The sequence below is a fragment of the Actinophytocola sediminis genome, assembly GCF_054779715.1.
Window position 1 is genome coordinate 1 of sequence record NZ_BAAGXS010000005.1, and the last position, 17,954, is coordinate 17,954.

General features: G+C 72.2%; 19 protein-coding genes. 11 read left to right on the plus strand and 8 right to left on the minus strand.

Translation table 11 applies throughout. The features are described 5' to 3' along the window. Together ACYVIP_RS02895 and ACYVIP_RS02900 are read right to left on the minus strand one after the other, a co-directional pair. Positions 1-695, minus strand: a 695-nt coding sequence (locus ACYVIP_RS02895; RefSeq protein WP_460391653.1) for a hypothetical protein, incomplete at its 3' end; no start/stop codon positions are given. Next, complete coding sequence (locus ACYVIP_RS02900; protein WP_460391655.1) at positions 692-994, minus strand: hypothetical protein; 303 nt, start codon at positions 992-994, stop codon at positions 692-694. The genes ACYVIP_RS02900 and ACYVIP_RS02895, both read right to left, overlap by 4 nt. Positions 995-1,194: 200 nt before the next feature. Between ACYVIP_RS02900 and ACYVIP_RS02905 the strand changes: the two genes are divergently transcribed. Genes ACYVIP_RS02905 through ACYVIP_RS02920 form a run of 4 tightly spaced genes read left to right on the plus strand, consistent with a single transcriptional unit; the run spans position 1,195 to position 4,889 of the window. Further along, on the plus strand, positions 1,195-1,968 hold the full coding sequence (locus ACYVIP_RS02905) for an ABC transporter ATP-binding protein (protein ID WP_460391935.1): 774 nt from the start codon (positions 1,195-1,197) through the stop codon (positions 1,966-1,968). Positions 1,969-2,009: 41 nt separating this feature from the next. After that, positions 2,010-2,789, plus strand: coding sequence for an enoyl-CoA hydratase/isomerase family protein (locus tag ACYVIP_RS02910; RefSeq protein WP_460391657.1), 780 nt, complete (start codon positions 2,010-2,012; stop codon positions 2,787-2,789). Beyond that, on the plus strand, positions 2,779-3,732 hold the full coding sequence (locus ACYVIP_RS02915; protein WP_460391659.1) for a class I SAM-dependent methyltransferase: 954 nt from the start codon (positions 2,779-2,781) through the stop codon (positions 3,730-3,732). Before ACYVIP_RS02910 ends, ACYVIP_RS02915 begins: the two co-directional genes overlap by 11 nt. Further along, positions 3,729-4,889: a THUMP-like domain-containing protein gene (locus tag ACYVIP_RS02920; protein ID WP_460391937.1), complete on the plus strand. Its 1,161-nt coding sequence runs from the start codon at positions 3,729-3,731 to the stop codon at positions 4,887-4,889. The genes ACYVIP_RS02915 and ACYVIP_RS02920 overlap by 4 nt, the downstream gene beginning before the upstream one ends. Before the next feature lie 63 nt (positions 4,890-4,952). Here the strand turns inward: ACYVIP_RS02920 and ACYVIP_RS02925 are convergent, their stop codons facing one another. Beyond that, positions 4,953-5,912 (minus strand): nucleoside hydrolase, encoded by a 960-nt coding sequence (locus tag ACYVIP_RS02925; protein ID WP_460391661.1) that lies wholly within the window; start codon positions 5,910-5,912, stop codon positions 4,953-4,955. Positions 5,913-5,972: 60 nt separating this feature from the next. On the opposite strand from ACYVIP_RS02925, the gene ACYVIP_RS02930 reads away from it, so the two are divergent. Beyond that, a complete protein-coding gene (locus ACYVIP_RS02930; protein WP_460391663.1) occupies positions 5,973-6,728 on the plus strand; it encodes an acyltransferase in 756 nt (251 codons plus the stop codon). A 133-nt stretch (positions 6,729-6,861) separates the two neighbouring features. Here the strand turns inward: ACYVIP_RS02930 and ACYVIP_RS02935 are convergent, their stop codons facing one another. The 5 genes from ACYVIP_RS02935 to ACYVIP_RS02955 all read right to left on the minus strand — a co-directional run bounded on the left by ACYVIP_RS02935 (position 6,862) and on the right by ACYVIP_RS02955 (position 11,663). Continuing rightward, the gene (locus ACYVIP_RS02935; RefSeq protein WP_460391665.1) at positions 6,862-7,176 is read right to left on the minus strand and encodes a DUF4288 domain-containing protein; all 315 of its coding nucleotides are present in this window, start codon (positions 7,174-7,176) and stop codon (positions 6,862-6,864) included. 96 nt (positions 7,177-7,272) lie between these two features. Next, positions 7,273-8,529, minus strand: coding sequence for a glycosyltransferase family 4 protein (locus ACYVIP_RS02940; RefSeq protein WP_460391939.1), 1,257 nt, complete (start codon positions 8,527-8,529; stop codon positions 7,273-7,275). Positions 8,530-8,534: 5 nt separating this feature from the next. Continuing rightward, the gene (locus ACYVIP_RS02945; protein ID WP_460391667.1) at positions 8,535-10,040 is read right to left on the minus strand and encodes a 1,4-alpha-glucan branching protein domain-containing protein; all 1,506 of its coding nucleotides are present in this window, start codon (positions 10,038-10,040) and stop codon (positions 8,535-8,537) included. After that, positions 10,037-10,792 carry a class I SAM-dependent methyltransferase gene (locus ACYVIP_RS02950; protein WP_460391669.1) on the minus strand — a complete coding sequence of 252 codons (756 nt, stop codon included), beginning with the start codon at positions 10,790-10,792 and terminating at the stop codon, positions 10,037-10,039. The genes ACYVIP_RS02945 and ACYVIP_RS02950 overlap by 4 nt, the downstream gene beginning before the upstream one ends. A 31-nt stretch (positions 10,793-10,823) precedes the next feature. Continuing rightward, positions 10,824-11,663: a DegV family protein gene (locus ACYVIP_RS02955; protein WP_460391671.1), complete on the minus strand. Its 840-nt coding sequence runs from the start codon at positions 11,661-11,663 to the stop codon at positions 10,824-10,826. 210 nt (positions 11,664-11,873) lie between these two features. On the opposite strand from ACYVIP_RS02955, the gene ACYVIP_RS02960 reads away from it, so the two are divergent. From ACYVIP_RS02960 to mnmA, 6 genes are all read left to right on the plus strand, one after another. After that, positions 11,874-12,659, plus strand: a complete 786-nt coding sequence (locus ACYVIP_RS02960) for an electron transfer flavoprotein subunit beta/FixA family protein (RefSeq protein WP_460391673.1) — start codon at positions 11,874-11,876, stop codon at positions 12,657-12,659. 14 nt (positions 12,660-12,673) lie between these two features. Continuing rightward, a complete protein-coding gene (locus ACYVIP_RS02965; protein ID WP_460391675.1) occupies positions 12,674-13,642 on the plus strand; it encodes an electron transfer flavoprotein subunit alpha/FixB family protein in 969 nt (322 codons plus the stop codon). Positions 13,643-13,711: 69 nt separating this feature from the next. After that, on the plus strand, positions 13,712-14,485 hold the full coding sequence (locus ACYVIP_RS02970) for a GNAT family N-acetyltransferase (protein WP_460391677.1): 774 nt from the start codon (positions 13,712-13,714) through the stop codon (positions 14,483-14,485). Beyond that, on the plus strand, positions 14,482-15,408 hold the full coding sequence (locus ACYVIP_RS02975; RefSeq protein WP_460391679.1) for a lysophospholipid acyltransferase family protein: 927 nt from the start codon (positions 14,482-14,484) through the stop codon (positions 15,406-15,408). Before ACYVIP_RS02970 ends, ACYVIP_RS02975 begins: the two co-directional genes overlap by 4 nt. 140 nt (positions 15,409-15,548) lie before the next feature. Then, the gene (locus tag ACYVIP_RS02980; protein WP_460391681.1) at positions 15,549-16,775 is read left to right on the plus strand and encodes a cysteine desulfurase family protein; all 1,227 of its coding nucleotides are present in this window, start codon (positions 15,549-15,551) and stop codon (positions 16,773-16,775) included. 83 nt (positions 16,776-16,858) lie between these two features. After that, positions 16,859-17,947: a tRNA 2-thiouridine(34) synthase MnmA gene (mnmA, locus tag ACYVIP_RS02985; protein ID WP_460391683.1), complete on the plus strand. Its 1,089-nt coding sequence runs from the start codon at positions 16,859-16,861 to the stop codon at positions 17,945-17,947. Positions 17,948-17,954: the final 7 nt, after the last annotated feature.

Genomic DNA, 17,954 nt, shown 5'->3' on the forward strand with positions numbered 1-17,954 from the left:
GGCGCGCCGACGCCGGTGAGCGCGAGCCCGGCGGCCGGGGCGGCGGTGGCCGCGGACATGATGCCGGAGACCCTGGCGACGCCGTCGACGGTCTGCACGTACCAGGCGTCGTTCTCCGGGGTGAAGGCGTCGTCCGGTCCGCCGAGGACACTCCTGGCCGCGGCGGCCGCCTCGCGCAGGTGCTTGGCCGTCAGCCGCCGGGCCCGGTTCGTCACCGCGGCGATGGCGTCGTCCAGGCGGGCGGCGCGGTCCACCCGATCGAGGTAGGCGGCCTGGCGTTGGGCGTACTCGGGGTGACCGACGTCGTGCGGGATGGCGGCGGCCGCGGTGGTGAGCGCGTCCTGGGCGTCGGCGAGCTGGCCGTTGAGCTTCCTGGCGGTGGTCTCCAGGTTCTCCGCGGTGTCCTGGTTGGCCTTGAGCTGCGTGGCCCAGGTGCCGAGGGCCTCGGCGACCGCGCCCATGGACTCGATGCCGGTGCCCAGCGCCATCGGCAGGTCATCGCCGTGGTCGCTGAACTCCTCGGCGGCCGCGCCGCCCCAGTCGGCGTCGTCGGTGATCTCGCAGGCCCGCTCCAGGCGCGGCACGACGGTGGCCGCGGTGCTGATCGCGCGCGCCAGGGCGACCAGCGCGGCCTGGACGGCCGCGAGCTCACCGGGGGCGGGGTCGAAGCCGAGGGCGGGGAAGGCGCGGGTCATCGGGGGACCTCGACCATGGCGCGCAGCCGGTACTCGTTGGCGTCCTCGACGAGCTGGTAGTTGGCCAGCGCGGCGCGGGTGTTCTCCGCCGCGCGGTCGATCTTGTCGCGCATGTCGCCGAGGTTGGTCCGCCACTGGTCGATGACCTCGGTGACCGCGGCGGACAGCGCGGCCGGGCCGAGGTCGCCGGCGGAGTCGCCGAGCAGGCCGATGACGGCGGTGACCTCGGCGGCGCAGGCGTTGAGCTCGCCGACCCTGGCCGCGATGCCGGCCTCGTCGACGACGTATCCGTCATCCATGGTGATCCTCTCCGGTGGGGGTCGGGCGGTGGTCGGATCTGTGGTCGGACAGGCGAACACCACGCCAGAGTGAACGGCCGCCCACCCGTTCGGGGAAACCGTCACTGCGCACCGGGGCAAACCGACGGCACGCCCCGACAAACCCTCCTGTTGAATAGGGCACCGTGACGGAAGACGAACTGGACGACCTGGTCGTGCACATGTCCGATGTCGGGGTCCGCCGCGGCACCACCAACCTCCTCGCCGGGGTGAGCTGGAGCGTCGAGCTCGACGAACGCTGGGTGATCCTCGGGCCAAACGGCGCCGGCAAGACCACGCTGCTGCGCCTGGCCGCCGCCGAGCTGCACCCGACGACCGGGCGGGTCCACGTGCTCGGCGAGCGTCTCGGCCGGGTCGACGTGTTCGAGCTGCGCCCGCGGATCGGCTTCTGCTCGGCGGCGCTGATCCAGCGGGTGCCGCCCCAGGAACGCGTGCTGGACGTCGTGGTCAGCGCCGGCTACGCGGTGCTCGGCCGCTGGCGGGAGGACTACGACACGCTGGACACCGGCCGGGCCACCGAGCTGTGCAAGGCGCTGGGCATCGCGCACCTCACCGAGCGGGAGTTCGGCACGCTGTCCGAGGGTGAGCGCAAGCGGACCATGATCGCCAGGGCGCTGATGACCGACCCGGAGCTGCTGCTGCTCGACGAGCCGGCCGCCGGGCTCGACCTCGGTGGCCGCGAGGACCTGGTGTCCCGGCTGTCCGAGCTGGCCCGCGACCCGGACGCGCCGGCCACCATCCTGGTCACCCACCACGTCGAGGAGATCCCGCCGGGGTTCACCCACCTGCTGTTGGTCGCCGACGGCGCCGTGGTCGCACAGGGTCTGCTCGACGACGTGCTGACCAGTGCGAACCTGTCCGCCACGTTCGGCCAGGAGCTCGAGCTCGACCGGCTTGGCGACCGGTACTTCGCACGCCGCCGTGCTGGCGACTAGGTTGTGTCCGATGGGTACTGGTCAGTAGGGAGGCGTTTGCCGTGGGTGAGTTCGTCAGACTTGAGGTGGACGGCGGTGTCGGCACCATTCGGTTGGCCCGCCCCCCGATGAACGCGCTCAGCAAGCAGGTCCAGGAGGAGATCCGGGCCACCGCCTTCGAGGCAGGCGAGCGCGACGACGTGCGCGCGGTGATCGTCTACGGCGGCGAGAAGGTGTTCGCGGCCGGCGCGGACATCAAGGAGATGGCCGACATGTCCTATGTGGACATGTCGAAGCGGGCGGGTCGGCTGTCCTCGGCGTTCACCTCGGTGGCCAGGATCGCCAAGCCGACGGTGGCCGCGGTGACCGGCTACGCGCTCGGCGGCGGGCTGGAGCTCGCGCTGTGCTGCGACCGGCGGGTCGTCGGCGACAACGCCAAGGTCGGTCAGCCGGAGATCCTGCTCGGCGTCATCCCCGGCGCCGGCGGCACCCAGCGGCTGGGCAGGCTGGTCGGGCCGAGCAGGGCCAAGGACATCGTCTACACCGGACGCTTCGTCGACGCGACCGAGGCACTGGCGATCGGACTCGCCGACGAGGTCGTCGCCCCGGACGAGGTCTACGCGGCCGCCCGGCGGTGGGCCGAGCAGTTCGCCACCGGCCCGGCGCGGGCGCTGGCCGCAGCCAAGGCCGCCATCGACGGCGGTCTGGAAAGTGACCTGAACAGCGGGCTGCGGTTGGAGAGCGAGCTGTTCGCGGCGCTGTTCGGGACCGAGGACCAGCGCGACGGCATGCGTTCGTTCATCGAGAACGGCCCGGGAAAGGCGACCTTCAGTGGCAAGTGATCCCGCTCCCAACCCGCACGCGACGGCTGCCGAGGTCGAGGCGGCCCGGTCGGATCCCAAGCTGGCCAACGTGCTCTACCACGACTGGGAGGCCGGCACCTACGACGAGAAGTGGTCGATCTCCTACGACGAACGGTGCATCGACTACGCCGTCGGCCGGTTCCGCGCGGTCGCCGGCGAGCAGGAATGGCCCTACCCCAAGGCGATGGAGCTGGGTAGCGGCACCGGGTTCTTCCTGCTGAACCTCATGCAGGGCGGGGTGATCAAGCAGGGCTCGGTCACCGACCTGTCGCCCGGCATGGTCGAGGTGGCGCTGCGCAACGCCGAGCAGCTCGGTCTCGACGTCGACGGCCGGGTCGCCGACGCGGAGCGGGTTCCCTACGACGACAACACGTTCGACCTCGTCGTCGGGCACGCGGTGCTGCACCACATCCCCGACGTGCCGGCCGCGTTCCGTGAGGTGCTGCGGGTGCTCAAGCCGGGTGGGCGGTTCGTGTTCGCCGGGGAGCCGACCAAGATCGGCGACCGGTACGCGCGCAAGCTCGGCCAGCTGACCTGGTGGCTCACCACCAACATCACCAAGCTCCCGCCCCTACAGCGTTGGCGGCGGCCGCAGACCGAGCTGGACGAGTCCTCCCAGGCCGCCGCGCTTGAGGCGATCGTCGACCTGCACACCTTCGACCCGACCGACCTGGAGCGTGTCGCGGTCGAGGCGGGTGCGCGCGACGTGCGGGCGGTGACCGAGGAACTGGCCGCGGCGCTGTTCGGCTGGCCGGTGCGGACCTTCGAGGCGGCCGTGCCCCAGGAGCGGTTGACCCTGGGCTGGCGGCTGTTCGCGTACAAGGCGTGGCTGCGACTGTCCTGGTTGGACGAGAACGTGCTGAGCAAGGTCGCGCCGAGGGATCTGTTCTACAACGTGCTGGTCACCGGGACCAAGCCCTGACCTACGAGTTCACCTCGGCCGATGTCGCGTTCCTGCGCTCACCCGCTGGGGACGCGGCACTGGCCGAGGTCGACCGGCTGGCGCTGACGTCGGCCTCGTACCTTGCCGACGTCGGCACTGCCCGGCGGTTGCTCGGCGACCGCGCGGGCGCGGTGCTGGAGACCGTGCTGTTGCGCCGCCGCGCGGTGTCCAAAGTGGATGATCCGGGGCGGTGGTTGTTCACCGACACCGCGCTGCAGCAGGCGACCCCGGCGCCGGTGGCCCGGTTGCGGGCGCGCCGGTTCGCCGGCCGGGACGTGCACGACCTGACCTGCTCGGTCGGCGTCGACCTGGCCGCGCTGGCACGGGTGGCCGACCGGTGCGTCGGGTCGGACCTCGATCCGGTGCGGCTGCTCATGGCCCGGCACAACGTGCCGAACGCGACCCTGGTGCGCGCCGACGCGCGGCACCCGGTCACCAGGGGCACGGCCGGGTTCGCCGACCCGGCTCGACGCGATTCGACGGGCCGGCGGCGGTGGCAGGCGGGTGACTTCGTGCCGCCGCTGGACTCGCTCGCCGCCGCCTGGCCGGGCGACCTCGCGGTGAAGTGCGCGCCGGGGATGGACTTCGACGCGCTCGGTTGGCCGGGGGAGGTGGAGCTGGTCTCCCTCGACGGCCAGGTGCGGGAAGCCTGTCTGTGGACCGGATCCCTTGCCAGCAGGGGAGTTCGCCGGCGGGCGACGGTACTGCGCACCGGCGGTCCTGAGTGGACGGTCACCGACGCCGACCAGGACGACTGTCAGGTGACCGAGCCGGCCGAGTGGCTGGTCGATCCCGACGGCGCGGTGGTGCGCGCCGGTCTGGTCCGCAACTACGCGGCCAGGCACGGACTGTCCCAACTGGACGAACGGATCGCCTACCTCACCGGCGAGCACCCGCCGCCCGGCGTCCGCGCGTTCCGGGTGCTGGAGTTCGGGCACTACAGCGAGAAGGAACTGCGCCAGACCCTGCGCCGCCGCGAGGTCGGCCGGCTGGAGATCCTCGTCCGCGGCCTGGACGTCGACCCGAACACCCTGCGCCCCCGCCTGAAACTCAAGGGCCCCCACGAGGCGACCGCCGTCCTCACCCGCATCGGCCGCACCCCAACAGCCTTCATCTGCACCGCCGAACTGCAGTGAAGGGTCCCTTCGCTGCACACTGGTGCGATGAAGGACGCCTTCATCGCATGTGCGGGCGCCGGGTTAGTCGGCTGAGCTGAGGCGTTCCAGTAGGAAACCGCGGACCGCGTCCAGGTCGGCGGTCAGCGCGACGTCGACGAGGCGGTCGCCGCGGTCGCCGGTCGCCTCGCGCGCGCCGACCGTGCGCCGGTCGGCGATCACCGCGCCGCGCGCGGGACCCTGGCCGCACTCGACGTCCAGCGGCAACGCGGTGGTCGTCAGGATGCCGGGGCTGATCGCCTCCGCCATGGCCACCGCGTCGTGCAGCACGGTGCCGTCGCGGCCGAGCGCGCGGCGGTAGTGCTCCCGGTAGGTCGCGGTCAGGCCGACCAGCGTGCTGCCCCGAGGACCGCTGGCCGCCAGCCGGTCCAGCCACTCGGTGTCCACCGCGCAGCGATGCGTCAGATCCGTTGGCACCAGCACCGTCGGCACCTCCTCCTCGACCAGCACCCGCCTGGCCGCCTCCGGGTCGCTCCACACGTTGAACTCGGCCGCGGCCGTGACGTTGCCCTCGGCGATGGCCCCGCCCATGATCACGATGCGCTCGATCCTGGCCGCCAGCGACGGATGCACCGCGAGCAGCAGCGCGATGTTCGTCAACGGCCCGATGGGCACGATCGTCACCGGCGAGTCCGCCTTCTCCAGCAGCGACGCCATGAGCGTCACCGCGTCGACCCCCGCCAGGCCCGTTGCCCGCTCCGGCAGCGTGTCCGACCTGCCGGACAACCCGTCCTGGCCGTGCACATACCGGGCGCGGTGGGGATGGGGGAAGGCCAGCGGCCGGTCGGCCCCGGCGGCCACCGGCACGTCCTCGCGGCCGTAGAGCGCCAGCACCCGCAACGCGTTGCGGGTCGTCATGGCCAGTCCGACGTTGCCGAACACGGTGGTCACGCCGAGCAGGTCCACCTCGGGGCTGGCACACGCCAGGGCGATGGCGAAGGCGTCGTCGATGCCAGGGTCGGTGTCGATGATCAGTGCGGTCACGTGTCGCACGGTAGCGGGCAGCGCAAATTCCGTGACCGGCGTCGGCTACGGTCACCTGCCATGACGTCGATGTGGGGATCGCCGGTCGCCGACCGGTTCCGCGGTTGGCAGCGCTCTCGGCGGGATCCGAACCAGGCCAGGTTCCTCACCGTCGACTCGCTTCGCTGGGTGATCCGCAACCGCGCGTGGACGCCGTGGTACCTGGTGCGCTACTGGCGGCTGCTGCGGTTCCGGCTCGCCAACCCGCACATCGTGTTGCGGGGCATGGTGTTCCTCGGCAAGGACCTCGACGTGCACTGCCGTCCCGGCTACGGCCGGATGGAGATCGGCCGGTGGGTGCACATCGGCGACGGCAACGCGATCCGCTGCCACGAGGGCTCGCTGCGCATCGGCGACAAGGCGGTCTTCGGCCGGCAGAACGTGATCAACTGCTACCTGGACATCGAGCTCGGCGAGGCCGCGCTGGTCGCCGACTGGGTCTATATCTGTGACTTCGACCACGTGACGGCCGACATCAACCTGCCGATCAAGGACCAGGGCATCGTGAAGTCGCCGGTGCGCATCGGGCCGGACACCTGGCTGTGCACCAAGGTCACGATCACCAAGGGCAGCCGGGTCGGGCGGGGGAGCGTGATCGGGGCGCACGCCGTGGTGAAGGGCGATGTCCCCGACTACGCGGTCGCCGCCGGCATCCCGGCCAAGGTCGTGCGCGACCGGCGAACGGCCTACGAGGCGGATGCCCGGCGCCGGGCGGCGGTCGCGGACATGTCGCGCAAGGCCTCCGCCGCCCTGCGCCGAACCCTGGGCAGCGGTTAGCCCTACTGGACGGTCCGGGCCTGCCCCGCACCGTTGTCGGCCGGTTTGGGCGAGGGCCCTGAATGCCCCATTCAGGACGGTGAACGTCGCCAATGCCTCATTCAGGGCATTGCGGCCGGGACGGTGCGGAGGGTTAGCTCGCCAGGGGTTCGACGGCCAGGTAGGCGCGGTAGTCGCTGAAGTGGCGGGTGTAGATCTCGGCGCCGTCGCCGAGCGGGCCGTCCACCTCGGTGACGTCCACCAGGTGGCGGAAGCTCCAGGTGATCAGGTCGCCGGTGTCGTCGGGGTAGGTGGTCTCCCGGGACTCCGCGTGCTCGCGGGCGCGCTGGGCCGCGTGCTCGGCCGAGTCGGCCGCCAGCAGTGTCACCGTCTCCTCGAACAACGGCGCGTGGTCGGGCCGTGAGCTGCGCACCTCGTACATGAGCACGGCCGCGAACATCCTCGTCATCGCGATGGTCCCCTTCCCCCGATCGGTCTACGACCACGACCGTAGGCCGAAACGGACGCTCAGGCCATCGGGAAACACCCCTAGTCGACCAGGAAACTAGTCGTGGAACGCGTTTCCGGTGGCGATCTTGGGTCGACCGAGCACCGGATGTGTACGGACGGTAGCGCAGCGGTACACCGATGCGGTGGCCTCGGCGATCGTGGTCCAGTCGAACTCCCGCGCCAGCCGGGCCTTGGCCGCCCGCGCGCGGCGGGCCGCGGCCGCCGGATCGGCCAGCACCGCCCGCACCGCGCCGACGATCCCCGGCACGTCGCCCGGCGCGATCGACAGGCCCGTCTCGCCGTCCACCACCAACTCCGCCAGCCCACCCGCGGTGGAGGCGACCAGTGGCGCGCCGGCGGCGGCCGCCTCGAGCGCGGCGATGCCGAACGGCTCGTAGCGACTGGGCAGCACCACGACGTCCGCCGCCGCGAGCAGGGCGACCAATGCGCGGTCCGGCAGGTGCCCGACGAAGTCCACCGCGCGGCGAACCCGCAGCTTGCGGGCCTGTTCGACCAGTGCGCTCGCCTGCACGCCCCGGCCGGCGAGCACCAGCCGGGCGCCCGGGTGGTGGCGGCGCAGCCTGGGCAGCGCGGTGAGCAGGTCCGGCACGCCCTTCTCCCATTCCAGCCGGCCGAAGTACACGACCAGCGGCCCACCGGCCGGCCGGTGGCGCTCCCGCGCGGCGCGCACGGCGGCGGGGGAGACCCGCCAGCCGCGGGGCTCGATGCCGTTGTGGATCACGCTGATCTCGGCCGGCTCGAGCTCGAACAGCTGGGCGACCTCGGTGCGCATCGCGGTCGAGCAGGTGATCAGCCGATCGGCCCGGTTGGCCAGCCACCACTCCACCGAGTGAACTTGTTGGTTCAGCCGTTGGGACAACCAGCCGCTGTGCCGGCCGGCCTCGGTCGCGTGCACGGTGGCCACCATCGGCACCCTGGTGTGCTCGGCGAGGGTGATCGCCGGGTGGGTGACCAGCCAGTCGTGCGCGTGCACCACGTCCGGCCGCCAGCCACCATCCACAAGGGACAGGCCGGCGCGGATCATGCCGTGCCCCATGGCCAGCGTCCAGGCCACCAGGTCGTGCTCGAACAGCAGGTGGGTCGGGTCCTCGGCCACCCGGATCACCCGCACGCCCTCGACCACGGTGTCGGTCGTCGGGTGGGTGAGCGCGTCGGTGCCCGCCTCGTGCCGGCACAGCACCACGACCTCGTGCCCGAGAGCGGTCAGGTGCCTGGCGAGCGCGTGCACGTGCCGGCCGAGCCCGCCGACCACGACCGGCGGGTACTCCCAGGACAGCATCAGGACTCGCAGCCGGCTCATGCGCACAACCCCCTGGCGTCGAGTTGGCCGAACGGGCCGTCGGTGGCGCGCAACCGCGCCGCGCGGTGCACCGCCCGGTCGTGCTGGCCGGCGCGGATCATGCCGGCCAGTTCACCGAAGCGGTCGCCGTGGATCTTCGCCCGGCGACGGGCGTAGTCGGCGGCGGAGTCCTTGGTGACCATGAACGCCCAGTCGCTGGACAGGGTCAGCAGCGCCTCGCGGACCAGCTGGTCGCGGGCCGGGTCGCGGTGGTCGCGCGCGCCCGCCGGCAGCGCCAGCAACTCGTCCTGCACCGCGGCGCCCTGCGCCACCAGGTCCGACACCTGCTCGCCGTCCCAGACCCGCCAGTCCTTGCCCGATCCCCACGACGAGCTCGGCAGCTCCACCGCCGGGCCGACGTGCCCGGCGTCCACGGCGCCGCGCAGGGTGCTCACCCGCACGCCCACGTCCGGCAGCGCGTCGAGCACGGCCGCGAGCCAGGCCGGTCCCTCGTGCCACCAGTGGCCGAACAGCTCGGTGTCGTAGGCGGCCACGACCAGACCCGGCCTGCCGTGCCGGGCGCGCAGCTCGCGCAGCCGACCGACCACAGTGGACACGAAGTCCTCGGCGTGCCGGCGGATCGCACCGGCAGCCAGTTCCGGCTCGTAGGGCCGTTTCCGTTCCGGCGGCACGTGCTTTCCGGTGACCCGGGAGGGTTTCAGGCCGGTCGGGTGGTCGAAGGTGTGGAAGTCGCGGTAGACCGGGTCGCCGGGGTAGCCGGCCTTGGGTGACCAGACGCGGTAGGTGACGTCGAGGTCCCGGCCGAAGCAGAGCACGTCGGAGTCGCCGACCGGGCGCGCCTCGTGGGTCTGGCCGTGCAGCGCCGGGCCGTCCACCAGGAACCGGCGCACGCCCTCGGCGGCGTAGCCCTCCTCCATGCCGGGGGCGTAGCCGCACTCCGGCGCCCAGATCCCCTGGGGCGCATGGCCGATCCGCGCCCGGGTGTCCGCGAGCCCGGTGCGCAGCGCGAACCGGCGCAGCGGCGCGCGCAGCAGTGGCTGGAACGGGTGGGTCGCCGGGCCGCCGAGCAGCTCGACCACCCTGGCGTCCACCAGTTGGCGCAACACCGGGGAGAAGCCGTGCCGCCAGCGGGTCTCGAACCGCTCGATGGCCCGGGTCGCGGCGCGGTACTCGGCGGCGGCGACCTCGCGCAGCAGCGGGTCGGCGCCCCGCCACCGGCCGGCCGCGTGCTGGGCGCGCAGCGCCCAGTTGCCAAGCCAGTCGTGCATGCCGCGTAGCGCGTAGGGATCGTCGAGCTGCGCGGCGAGCACCGGGGTGACGCCGAGGGTGAGCACGTCGCGACGGCCGTCGTCGGCCAGGCGTTGGATCAGCTCGACCACCGGCAGATAGGAGTGCGCCCACGCCTGGTAGAGCCATTCCTCGCCGACCGGCCACGCGCCGTGGTGGGGCAGCCATGGCAGATGACTGTGCAGCACCAGGCAGAAGGTGCCCTCGTCGGTCATCGGCGAACCGCCACGGCCACGATGTCCAAACCGGACTCCAGGTCCTCGGTGGTCAGCTCGAAGTCCGCCGCCGTGACCCCGGCGACCGCCGCGCGCAGCTCGGCCGGCCACGGCGCGCCGGCGACCGCGACCGCCACCTGCTGGTCGATGATCGACCCGCCGAGCCGGGCCTCCGCCGCGCGCAGCGCGGGACCGTGCCGGAGCACGCCGAGGTACTCCAGGTCGAAACCGCTGTCCAGCACCAGGTCCGCCAGCTCCACCGGCGCGAGCTCTCTGGTGTGGAACGGGTTGAGCGGGGTGTCCCGGCCGGGGGAGAAGGTGATCCGGTTCGGCGTGGTGATCAGCAGCCGGCCGCCGGGTGCGAGCACCCGTCGGCACTCCAGCAGGAAGCCCTCCTGGTCCCAGAGGTGCTCGATCACCTGCAGGTTGGCCACGATGTCCACAGTGGACGTACGAACCGGCAGCCAGGCGAGGTTGCCGCGCACCGCGCGCACCCTCGGATAGGCCCGCGCGACATGGGTGGCCGTCAGCACGTCGTAGTCGAGCCCGAGCACCAGCCGCGCGTCCCGCGCGAGCAGGTCGGCGCCGTAGCCCTCGCCGCACCCGGCCTCGAGCACCACCGCGTCCACACAGTACGACCGCAGCGCCTCGTACGCGGCCTCATGTCGGCGGAACCAGTAGTTCTCCTCCGGCACGCCGGGAACGGTGCGTTCGCCGGTCAGGGGCAAGGGCTCAACTGGCTCAACCACCACCGCGGCAGGTTACTACGCGGTAGCCAGACCGCTACGTCGGCGAGATCGAGATGCCGACCGCGCCGGGCCCGACGTGTACCCCGATGGTGGAACTCACCTCGGTGATCGTGACCTCGCGGGTGTCCGACAGTCGCGGGCGCAGGCGGCTGAGCACCCGGTTCGCCCTGGCGAGGGCACCGAAGTGCTCGATCGCCACGTCGACCGGACGGCCCTGGGCCCGGCGGACCGCGGTGTCGACCAGCTTGCGCAGGGCGCGTTCGGCGCCGAGCACCCGGTCCATCGGCGCGACCTGTCCGTTGACCATCGTCAGCAGCGGCTTCAGCGACAACGCGCTGCCGAGCATGGCCGCGGCCCCGCCGATCCGGCCGCCCCGGCGCAGGTACTCCAGCGTGTCGACGTACATCAGCTCCACGCTGTGCTCCAGGCGCTTGGCCAGCGTGTTGATCACCCGTTGGGCGCCGCCGCCCGCGCCGGCGGTCCTGGCGGCGGCGAGCACGGCGTAGCCGAGGCTCATCCCGGCGGTGCCGGAGTCGATCACGTGCACCGGGATCCGGGACCGCTCGGCGGCCCGCCGGGCGACCTCGTAGGTCTCGGACTGCCGGCTGGAGATGTGCACCGAGACCACCTCGTCGGCGGTGCGCGCGGCGTGCTCGTAGGCCCAGATGAAGCCGGCGGGGTCGGGTGGCGCGGTGGACACGTCCAGGTCCTTCTCCAGCGCCTTGACCAGGAGGTCCTTCGGCACCGCCGGCTCGGCCCGCAGCTGCTTGCCGATCCGGATCTGCGTTGGCACGACCGTGATCCCCCACTGGGCCGCGAGCGACTCCGGGATGGAGGAGGTCGAATCAGTGACCAACGCGATACGGCCAGGCATGTAAACGAGAGTAACTCACCCATTCGGGTGAGCGCGGTCACGACCAGGTGGGTACCTCTGCGTGACGAGGTACGCTACTGGCGAGTAACATGCGGGTGGTCAAGGACACCGTGCCAACGCGTGGCCAGCATGGCACTGTCAGGCAACACTCGTATTCTTCGGTCGCGCATAAGCCGGATGGGCTCGTCATCGGGAGGTCGGAGCAGACCCATGCCAAACATCGTCGTGTTGGTCAAACAAGTGCCGGACACCTATTCGGAGCGCAGGCTCAGCGAGGCGGATCACACGCTTGACCGCGACTCGGCCGACGCGGTGCTGGACGAGATCAACGAGCGGGCCATCGAGGAGGCGCTCCTGATCAAGGAGGCGCACGACGGCGAGGTCACCGTGTTGAGCGTCGGGCCCGACCGGGCAACCGACGCCATTCGCAAGGCACTGTCGATGGGCGCCGACAAGGCGGTCCACGTGGTCGACGACGCGCTGCACGGCTCGGATCTCCTGCAGACGGCCAAGGTGCTGGCCGCCGCGATCGGCACGGTCGAGGACGTCGACCTGGTCATCGCCGGCAACGAGTCCAGCGACGGCGGCGGCGGCGCGGTGCCCGCGATCCTCGCCGAGCTGCTCGGCTACCCGCAGCTCACGCACGCCCGCGAAGTCACCGTCGATGGCACCACCATCAAGGTCACCCGCGAGACCGAGGAGGGCCTGACCCACCTCGAGGCGAGCCTGCCCGCGGTGATCAGCGTCGGCGAGAAGATCAACGAGCCGAGGTACCCGTCGTTCAAGGGGATCATGGCGGCCAAGAAGAAGCCGGTCGAGACCCTCGCCGTGGCCGACCTCGGGGTCGACGCCGGTGAGGTCGGACTCGGCAACGCGTGGTCCACGGTCCTCGAGGCGGCGCCCAAGCCGCCGCGCGAGGCCGGGCAGCGCGTCGAGGACGACGGTGCCGGCGGCAGCAAGATCGCCGAGTACCTCATTGGCCAGAAACTGATCTGAGAGGAAGAGGAACGATGGCTGAGGTCCTGGTCCTCGTCGATCACGTGGACGGCGAGGTCAAGAAGGTCACCCACGAGCTGCTCACCGCGGCCCGCGCGCTCGGTGAGCCGAGCGCGGTCGTGGTCGGCGCCCCCGGCGACGCCGCCAAGCTCGGCGAGGCGCTGGCCGCCTACGGCGCGGCGAAGGTCTATGTCGCCGAGTCCGACGACGCGGTGAGCTATCTGGTCACCCCCAAGGTCGACGTGCTGGCCGCGCTGGTCGCGTCCGCGTCGCCGGCCGCGGTGCTGGTCGCCGCGAGCGCGGAGGGCAAGGAGGTCTCCGGCCGCCTGGCCGCCAGGGTCGGCGGCGCGCTGCTGGTGGACGTGATCGACGTGGCCGGCGTAGGCGACGAGGTCACCGTCACCCAGTCCGTCTTCGGTGGCGCGTTCGTCGTGCAGGCCAAGGCCGCCAAGGGGTTGCCGGTCATCTCGGTGCGTCCCGGTGGGCTGGAGGCCGAGCCCGCGCAGGGCGCGGCCGTCGAGGAGGCGGTCGAGGTCCCCGCGGTCGACCAGGCCAGGTCGGCGAAGATCACCGGCCGCGAGCCCGTCGTCGGCGGCGACCGGCCGGAGCTGACCGAGGCGTCCGTGGTCGTCTCCGGTGGGCGCGGTGTTGGCAGCGCGGAGAGCTTCGACGTGGTGGAGAAGCTCGCCGACGTGCTCGGTGCGGCGGTCGGCGCCTCGCGCGCGGCGGTCGACTCCGGTTACTACCCGGCGCAGTTCCAGGTGGGGCAGACCGGCAAGACGGTCTCGCCGCAGCTCTACATCGCGCTCGGCATCTCCGGGGCCATCCAGCACCGGGCCGGCATGCAGACGTCCAAGACGATCATCGCGGTGAACAAGGACGCCGAGGCGCCGATCTTCGAGATCGCCGACTACGGCGTGGTCGGCGACCTGTTCAAGGTCACCCCGCAGCTGACCGAGGAAGTCGCGAAGCGCAAGGGATAGCCAAGGTTCACCGGCGCGTCACGGTTATGGGCACGTGAGGTTTGCCGGGCGCCGCGTACACAAGTGGGCATGACGCAGGCCCAGTTGCTGGTCAGCACCACAGGTGATGGATCGACGCGGCCCCGGTACTCACTGCTCATGGCGCGCGGTGGGGAGGAAGTCCTTGCCGCGCAACGACTTCGATATCGCGTGTTCGCCGGGGAGCTTGGCGCGAGACTGCGCACCGAGGTCCCCGGCGTTGACGAGGACGCCTTCGACGAACACTGCGACCACCTGGTCGTGCGCGAGGACCGGACCGGCGAGATCGTCGGCTGCTACCGGATGTTGCCGCCGGAGCGGGTCGCCGCCGCCGGGATGTTGTACTCCGAGACCGAGTTCGACTTACGGGCGATCGCCCCGCTGCGGTCCGCGCTGGTGGAGACCGGCCGGTCCTGCGTGCACCCGGACCACCGGACCGGCGCGGTGGTCAGCCTGGTGTGGGCGGGCATCGCGCGATATCTGTTGCTGTCCGGGCATCGCTGGCTCGCCGGCTGCGCCTCGGTCTCGCTGGCCGACGGTGGCTCGCTGGCCGCCGGGGTGTGGGAGACCGTGCGGCACAAGCATCTCGCGCCATCGGCCTACCGGGTGCGGCCGTTGCGGCCGTGGGACCCGGCCGGGGTGGAGCCGCCGGCCAAGGTGGTGCTGCCGCCGCTGCTGCGGGGCTACCTGCGACTCGGCGCGTGGGTGTGCGGGCCGCCGGCGATCGACGCGGACTTCGGGGTCGCGGACATGTTCGTCCTGCTCGGCCTCGACCGGGTGGACCAGCGGTACCTGAGCTACCTGCTCGGCGAGCAGGCATCATGACCAGCCACGGGTGGTTCCCGCGGTCGCCATGCGGGCCGGGCTGTCTGGCCGGTGGAGAGCCGACGGTGGCCAGGATCTGGTACCTGGCGCGGTTGACGGCGGTCGTGCTGGTGGTGCTGGTCAGCCTGCTGGTGGTGCCGTTCCTGGCGCTGATCGGCAGTCGTGGCCGGGAGTTCGTCGTGCGGGCGGTGTTCCGGTCGGTGCTCGCCGGGTTGCGGATCCGGCTGCGGGTGTCCGGTTCGGACGGTCTGGCCGCGCGCGGCCGGGGCGTGCTCGTGGTGAACAACCACACGTCGTGGCTGGACATCGTCGCGGTGAACGCGGTCCGGCCGATGCGGGCGCTGGCGAAGTCGGACATCGCGCGCTGGCCGGTGCTCGGCTGGCTGGTGTCGGCGGCCGGTTCGGTCTACGTGAACCGGGACAGCCTGCGCTCGCTGCCGGCCACGGTCGCCGACCTGTCCGACGCCCTGCGGGCCGGCTCGATGGTGAACGCCACGCCGGAGGGCACGACCTGGTGCGGCCTGGCGACCGGCCGCTTCCGGCCCGCGGTCTTCCAGGCGGCCATCGACGGCGGCGTGCCGGTGCTCCCGGTGGCCCTGAGCTTCCGCCTGCGCGACGGCTCCCCGACCACGGCCCCGGCCTTCATCGGCGAGGAGACCATCGTGGACTCCGTCCGCCGAGTGGCCCGCCTACGCGGCCTGGTCCTCGAGGTCAACGTCCTCACCGAACTGGCCCCCGGCCGCGCCCCCGACCGCCAGACCCTCGCCACCCTCACCGAAACCGCCATCACCCAAGCCCTCCACCCCCACCCCATCCCCCACCCCCGAGCCCAGCCCGCGAGTCCAACGCTCCCACCCCGCGAGTCCAACCCTCCCGCCCCGCGAGTCGAACGCTCCGACCACGCGAGTCCAACGCTCCCGTAGCCGTGCCGGCGTGATAATTGCCACGTTCGCCCGGCTCGGCGGGCTCCGCCGCTGGTGAACAGGTGTGCCGGTCAGCTCCCGACCAGCCGCGCCTGGCTCGTGACCGAATTTCACCAGCGGCGGACTACGCTTGGGACCCGATGACTTATCTAGACCACGCGGCCACCACGCCGATGCTGCCCGAGGCGGCCACGGCGATGACCACGCATCTGAACGAGGCGTTGCTCGCCAGGGGCAACGCCTCCTCCCTGCACACCTCCGGCCGCCGCGCCCGGCGGCTGGTGGAGGAGTCCCGCGAGGAGATCGCCGCCGCCCTCGGCGCCCGGCCGTCCGAGGTGGTCTTCACCGCGGGCGGCACGGAGGCGGACAACCTCGCCATCAAGGGCATCTACCTGGCCAGACGGACCCCCGAGCGGCGCCGGGTGCTGGTCTCGGCGGTCGAGCACCACGCGGTGCTGGAGGCCGCGGAGTGGCTCGTCGAGCACGAGGGCGCCGAACTCACCCTGCTCGAGGTCGACGGGTTCGGCCGGGTGCACGACGACACGCTGCGCGCGGCCATCGCGGGCGACCCCGGCTCGGTGGCGCTGATCAGTGTCATGTGGGCGAACAACGAGGTCGGCACGGTCAACCCGATCCGCGAGCTGGCCACCACCTGTGCCGAGCACGGGATCCCGTTCCACACCGACGCCGTGCAGGCCGTCGGCGCGATCCCGGTCGACTTCGCCGCCTCGCGGGCCAGCGCGCTGGCGATGTCCGGGCACAAGCTCGGCGGGCCGTTCGGCGTCGGGGTGTTGCTGCTGGGGCGGGACGTGCCGTGTGAGCCCGTGCTGCACGGCGGCGGGCAGGAGCGCGAGGTGCGGTCGGGCACGTTGGACGTGACCGGCATCGTCGCCATGGCCGCCGCGGTGCGCACGGTGACCGCCGGCCGGGAGGTCGAGGCGCGGCGGCTCGCCGACCTGCGTGACGAGCTGATCCACGCCGTGCGCGCGGTCGTGCCGGACGTGATCCTCAACGGCGACCCCGGTCAGTCCGATGTGGACGGAGCACCGTCGCGGCTGCCGGGCAACGCGCACTTCACTTTCCCCGGCTGTGCCGGGGACAGCCTGCTGATGCTGTTGGACGCCAAGGGGATCGAGTGCTCGACCGGGTCGGCGTGTACCGCCGGGGTCGCGCAGCCGAGCCATGTGCTGCTCGCGATGGACGTCCAGGCCGACCTCGCGCGCGGCTCGTTGCGGTTCTCCCTCGGCCACACCTCGACCCGGGCCGACGTGCGGGTGGTGGCCAAGGCCATCGGACCGGTGGTGGCGCGGGCGCGCAACGCCGGTCTGGTCGGCGCGCGCAAGCGGGTGGAGGTCTCCGCGCGGTGAGGGTGCCCGAGCGTTGGACTCGCGTGTCCGGAGCGTTGGACTCGCGGGGTGGGCGTGGTGGACTCGCGGGGGTGGGGGTAGGCGTGCGGGTGTTGGCGGCGATGAGTGGTGGGGTCGACTCGGCGGTGGCGGCCGCGCGGGCGGTGGCGGCCGGGCATGACGTGACCGGGGTGCATCTGGCGTTGTCGGCCAAGCCGGGGACGTTGCGGACCGGGGCGCGGGGGTGCTGCACGGTCGAGGACGCGAACGACGCGCGGCGGGTGGCCGACGTGTTGGGGATTCCCTTCTACGTGTGGGACTTCGCGGAGCGGTTCGACGAGGACGTGGTGGCCGACTTCGTCGCGGAGTACGCGGCGGGGCGCACGCCCAACCCGTGCCTGAAGTGCAACGAGCGGATCAAGTTCGCTGCGCTGTTGGACAAGGCGGTCGCGCTGGGCTTCGACGCGGTGTGCACCGGGCACTACGCCCGGCTGTCCGTTGTGGATGGTCAGCCGGAGCTGCGGCGCAGCGCGGACGACGGCAAGGACCAGTCCTATGTGCTCGCCTCGCTTCGGCCAGACCAGTTGCGGCACGCCATGTTCCCGCTCGGCGGCTCGGTGAAGGACGAGGTGCGGGCGGAGGCGGCCGCCGGCGGGCTCGCGGTCGCGGAGAAGCCGGACAGCCACGACATCTGCTTCATCCCCGACGGCGACACCAGGGCGTTCCTCACCCGCCGCCTCGGTGAGCGGCCGGGCGAGCTGGTCGACGACGAGACCGGTGCGGTCCTCGGTGCCCACTCCGGGGTGCACGGGTTCACCGTCGGCCAACGGCACGGGCTTGGACTGCGGGTGCCGGCGCCGGACGGCCGGCCGAGGTACGTGCTGTCCCTGGAACCGGTCTCCGGCTCGGTGCGGGTGGGCAGCGTCGAACGGCTCGCGGTCCGCGAGATCGTCGCCGAGCGTCCGATCTGGCCCTCCGGCGACGAGCTGGCCGGCGAGGTCGACTGCGTCGCCCAGGTGCGCGCGCACGGCGGCACCGCGCCCGCCACGGCGTCGGTCGTGGACGGTCGGCTGGTGGTGCGGCTCACCGGCGAACTGCGTGGGGTGGCGCCCGGCCAGGCCGTGGTGCTCTACCGGGAGGACACCGATGGCGACGTCGTGCTCGGCAGCGCGATGATCGCCGCCACCAGCTGAGCCGGTT

Bases quoted from the DNA above. Each gene is read 5' to 3' on its own strand.
- ACYVIP_RS02970 (WP_460391677.1), top strand. From the start codon at position 13,712: ATGACGCAGGCCCAGTTGCTGGTCAGCACCACAGGTGATGGATCGACG.
- ACYVIP_RS02960 (WP_460391673.1), top strand. From the start codon at position 11,874: ATGCCAAACATCGTCGTGTTGGTCAAACAAGTGCCGGACACCTATTCG.
- ACYVIP_RS02905 (WP_460391935.1), top strand. From the start codon at position 1,195: ATGTCCGATGTCGGGGTCCGCCGCGGCACCACCAACCTCCTCGCCGGG.
- ACYVIP_RS02935 (WP_460391665.1), bottom strand. From the start codon at position 7,176: ATGACGAGGATGTTCGCGGCCGTGCTCATGTACGAGGTGCGCAGCTCA.
- ACYVIP_RS02980 (WP_460391681.1), top strand. From the start codon at position 15,549: ATGACTTATCTAGACCACGCGGCCACCACGCCGATGCTGCCCGAGGCG.
- ACYVIP_RS02900 (WP_460391655.1), bottom strand. From the start codon at position 994: ATGGATGACGGATACGTCGTCGACGAGGCCGGCATCGCGGCCAGGGTC.
- ACYVIP_RS02945 (WP_460391667.1), bottom strand. From the start codon at position 10,040: ATGACCGACGAGGGCACCTTCTGCCTGGTGCTGCACAGTCATCTGCCA.
- ACYVIP_RS02975 (WP_460391679.1), top strand. From the start codon at position 14,482: ATGACCAGCCACGGGTGGTTCCCGCGGTCGCCATGCGGGCCGGGCTGT.
- ACYVIP_RS02965 (WP_460391675.1), top strand. From the start codon at position 12,674: ATGGCTGAGGTCCTGGTCCTCGTCGATCACGTGGACGGCGAGGTCAAG.
- ACYVIP_RS02930 (WP_460391663.1), top strand. From the start codon at position 5,973: ATGACGTCGATGTGGGGATCGCCGGTCGCCGACCGGTTCCGCGGTTGG.
- ACYVIP_RS02955 (WP_460391671.1), bottom strand. From the start codon at position 11,663: ATGCCTGGCCGTATCGCGTTGGTCACTGATTCGACCTCCTCCATCCCG.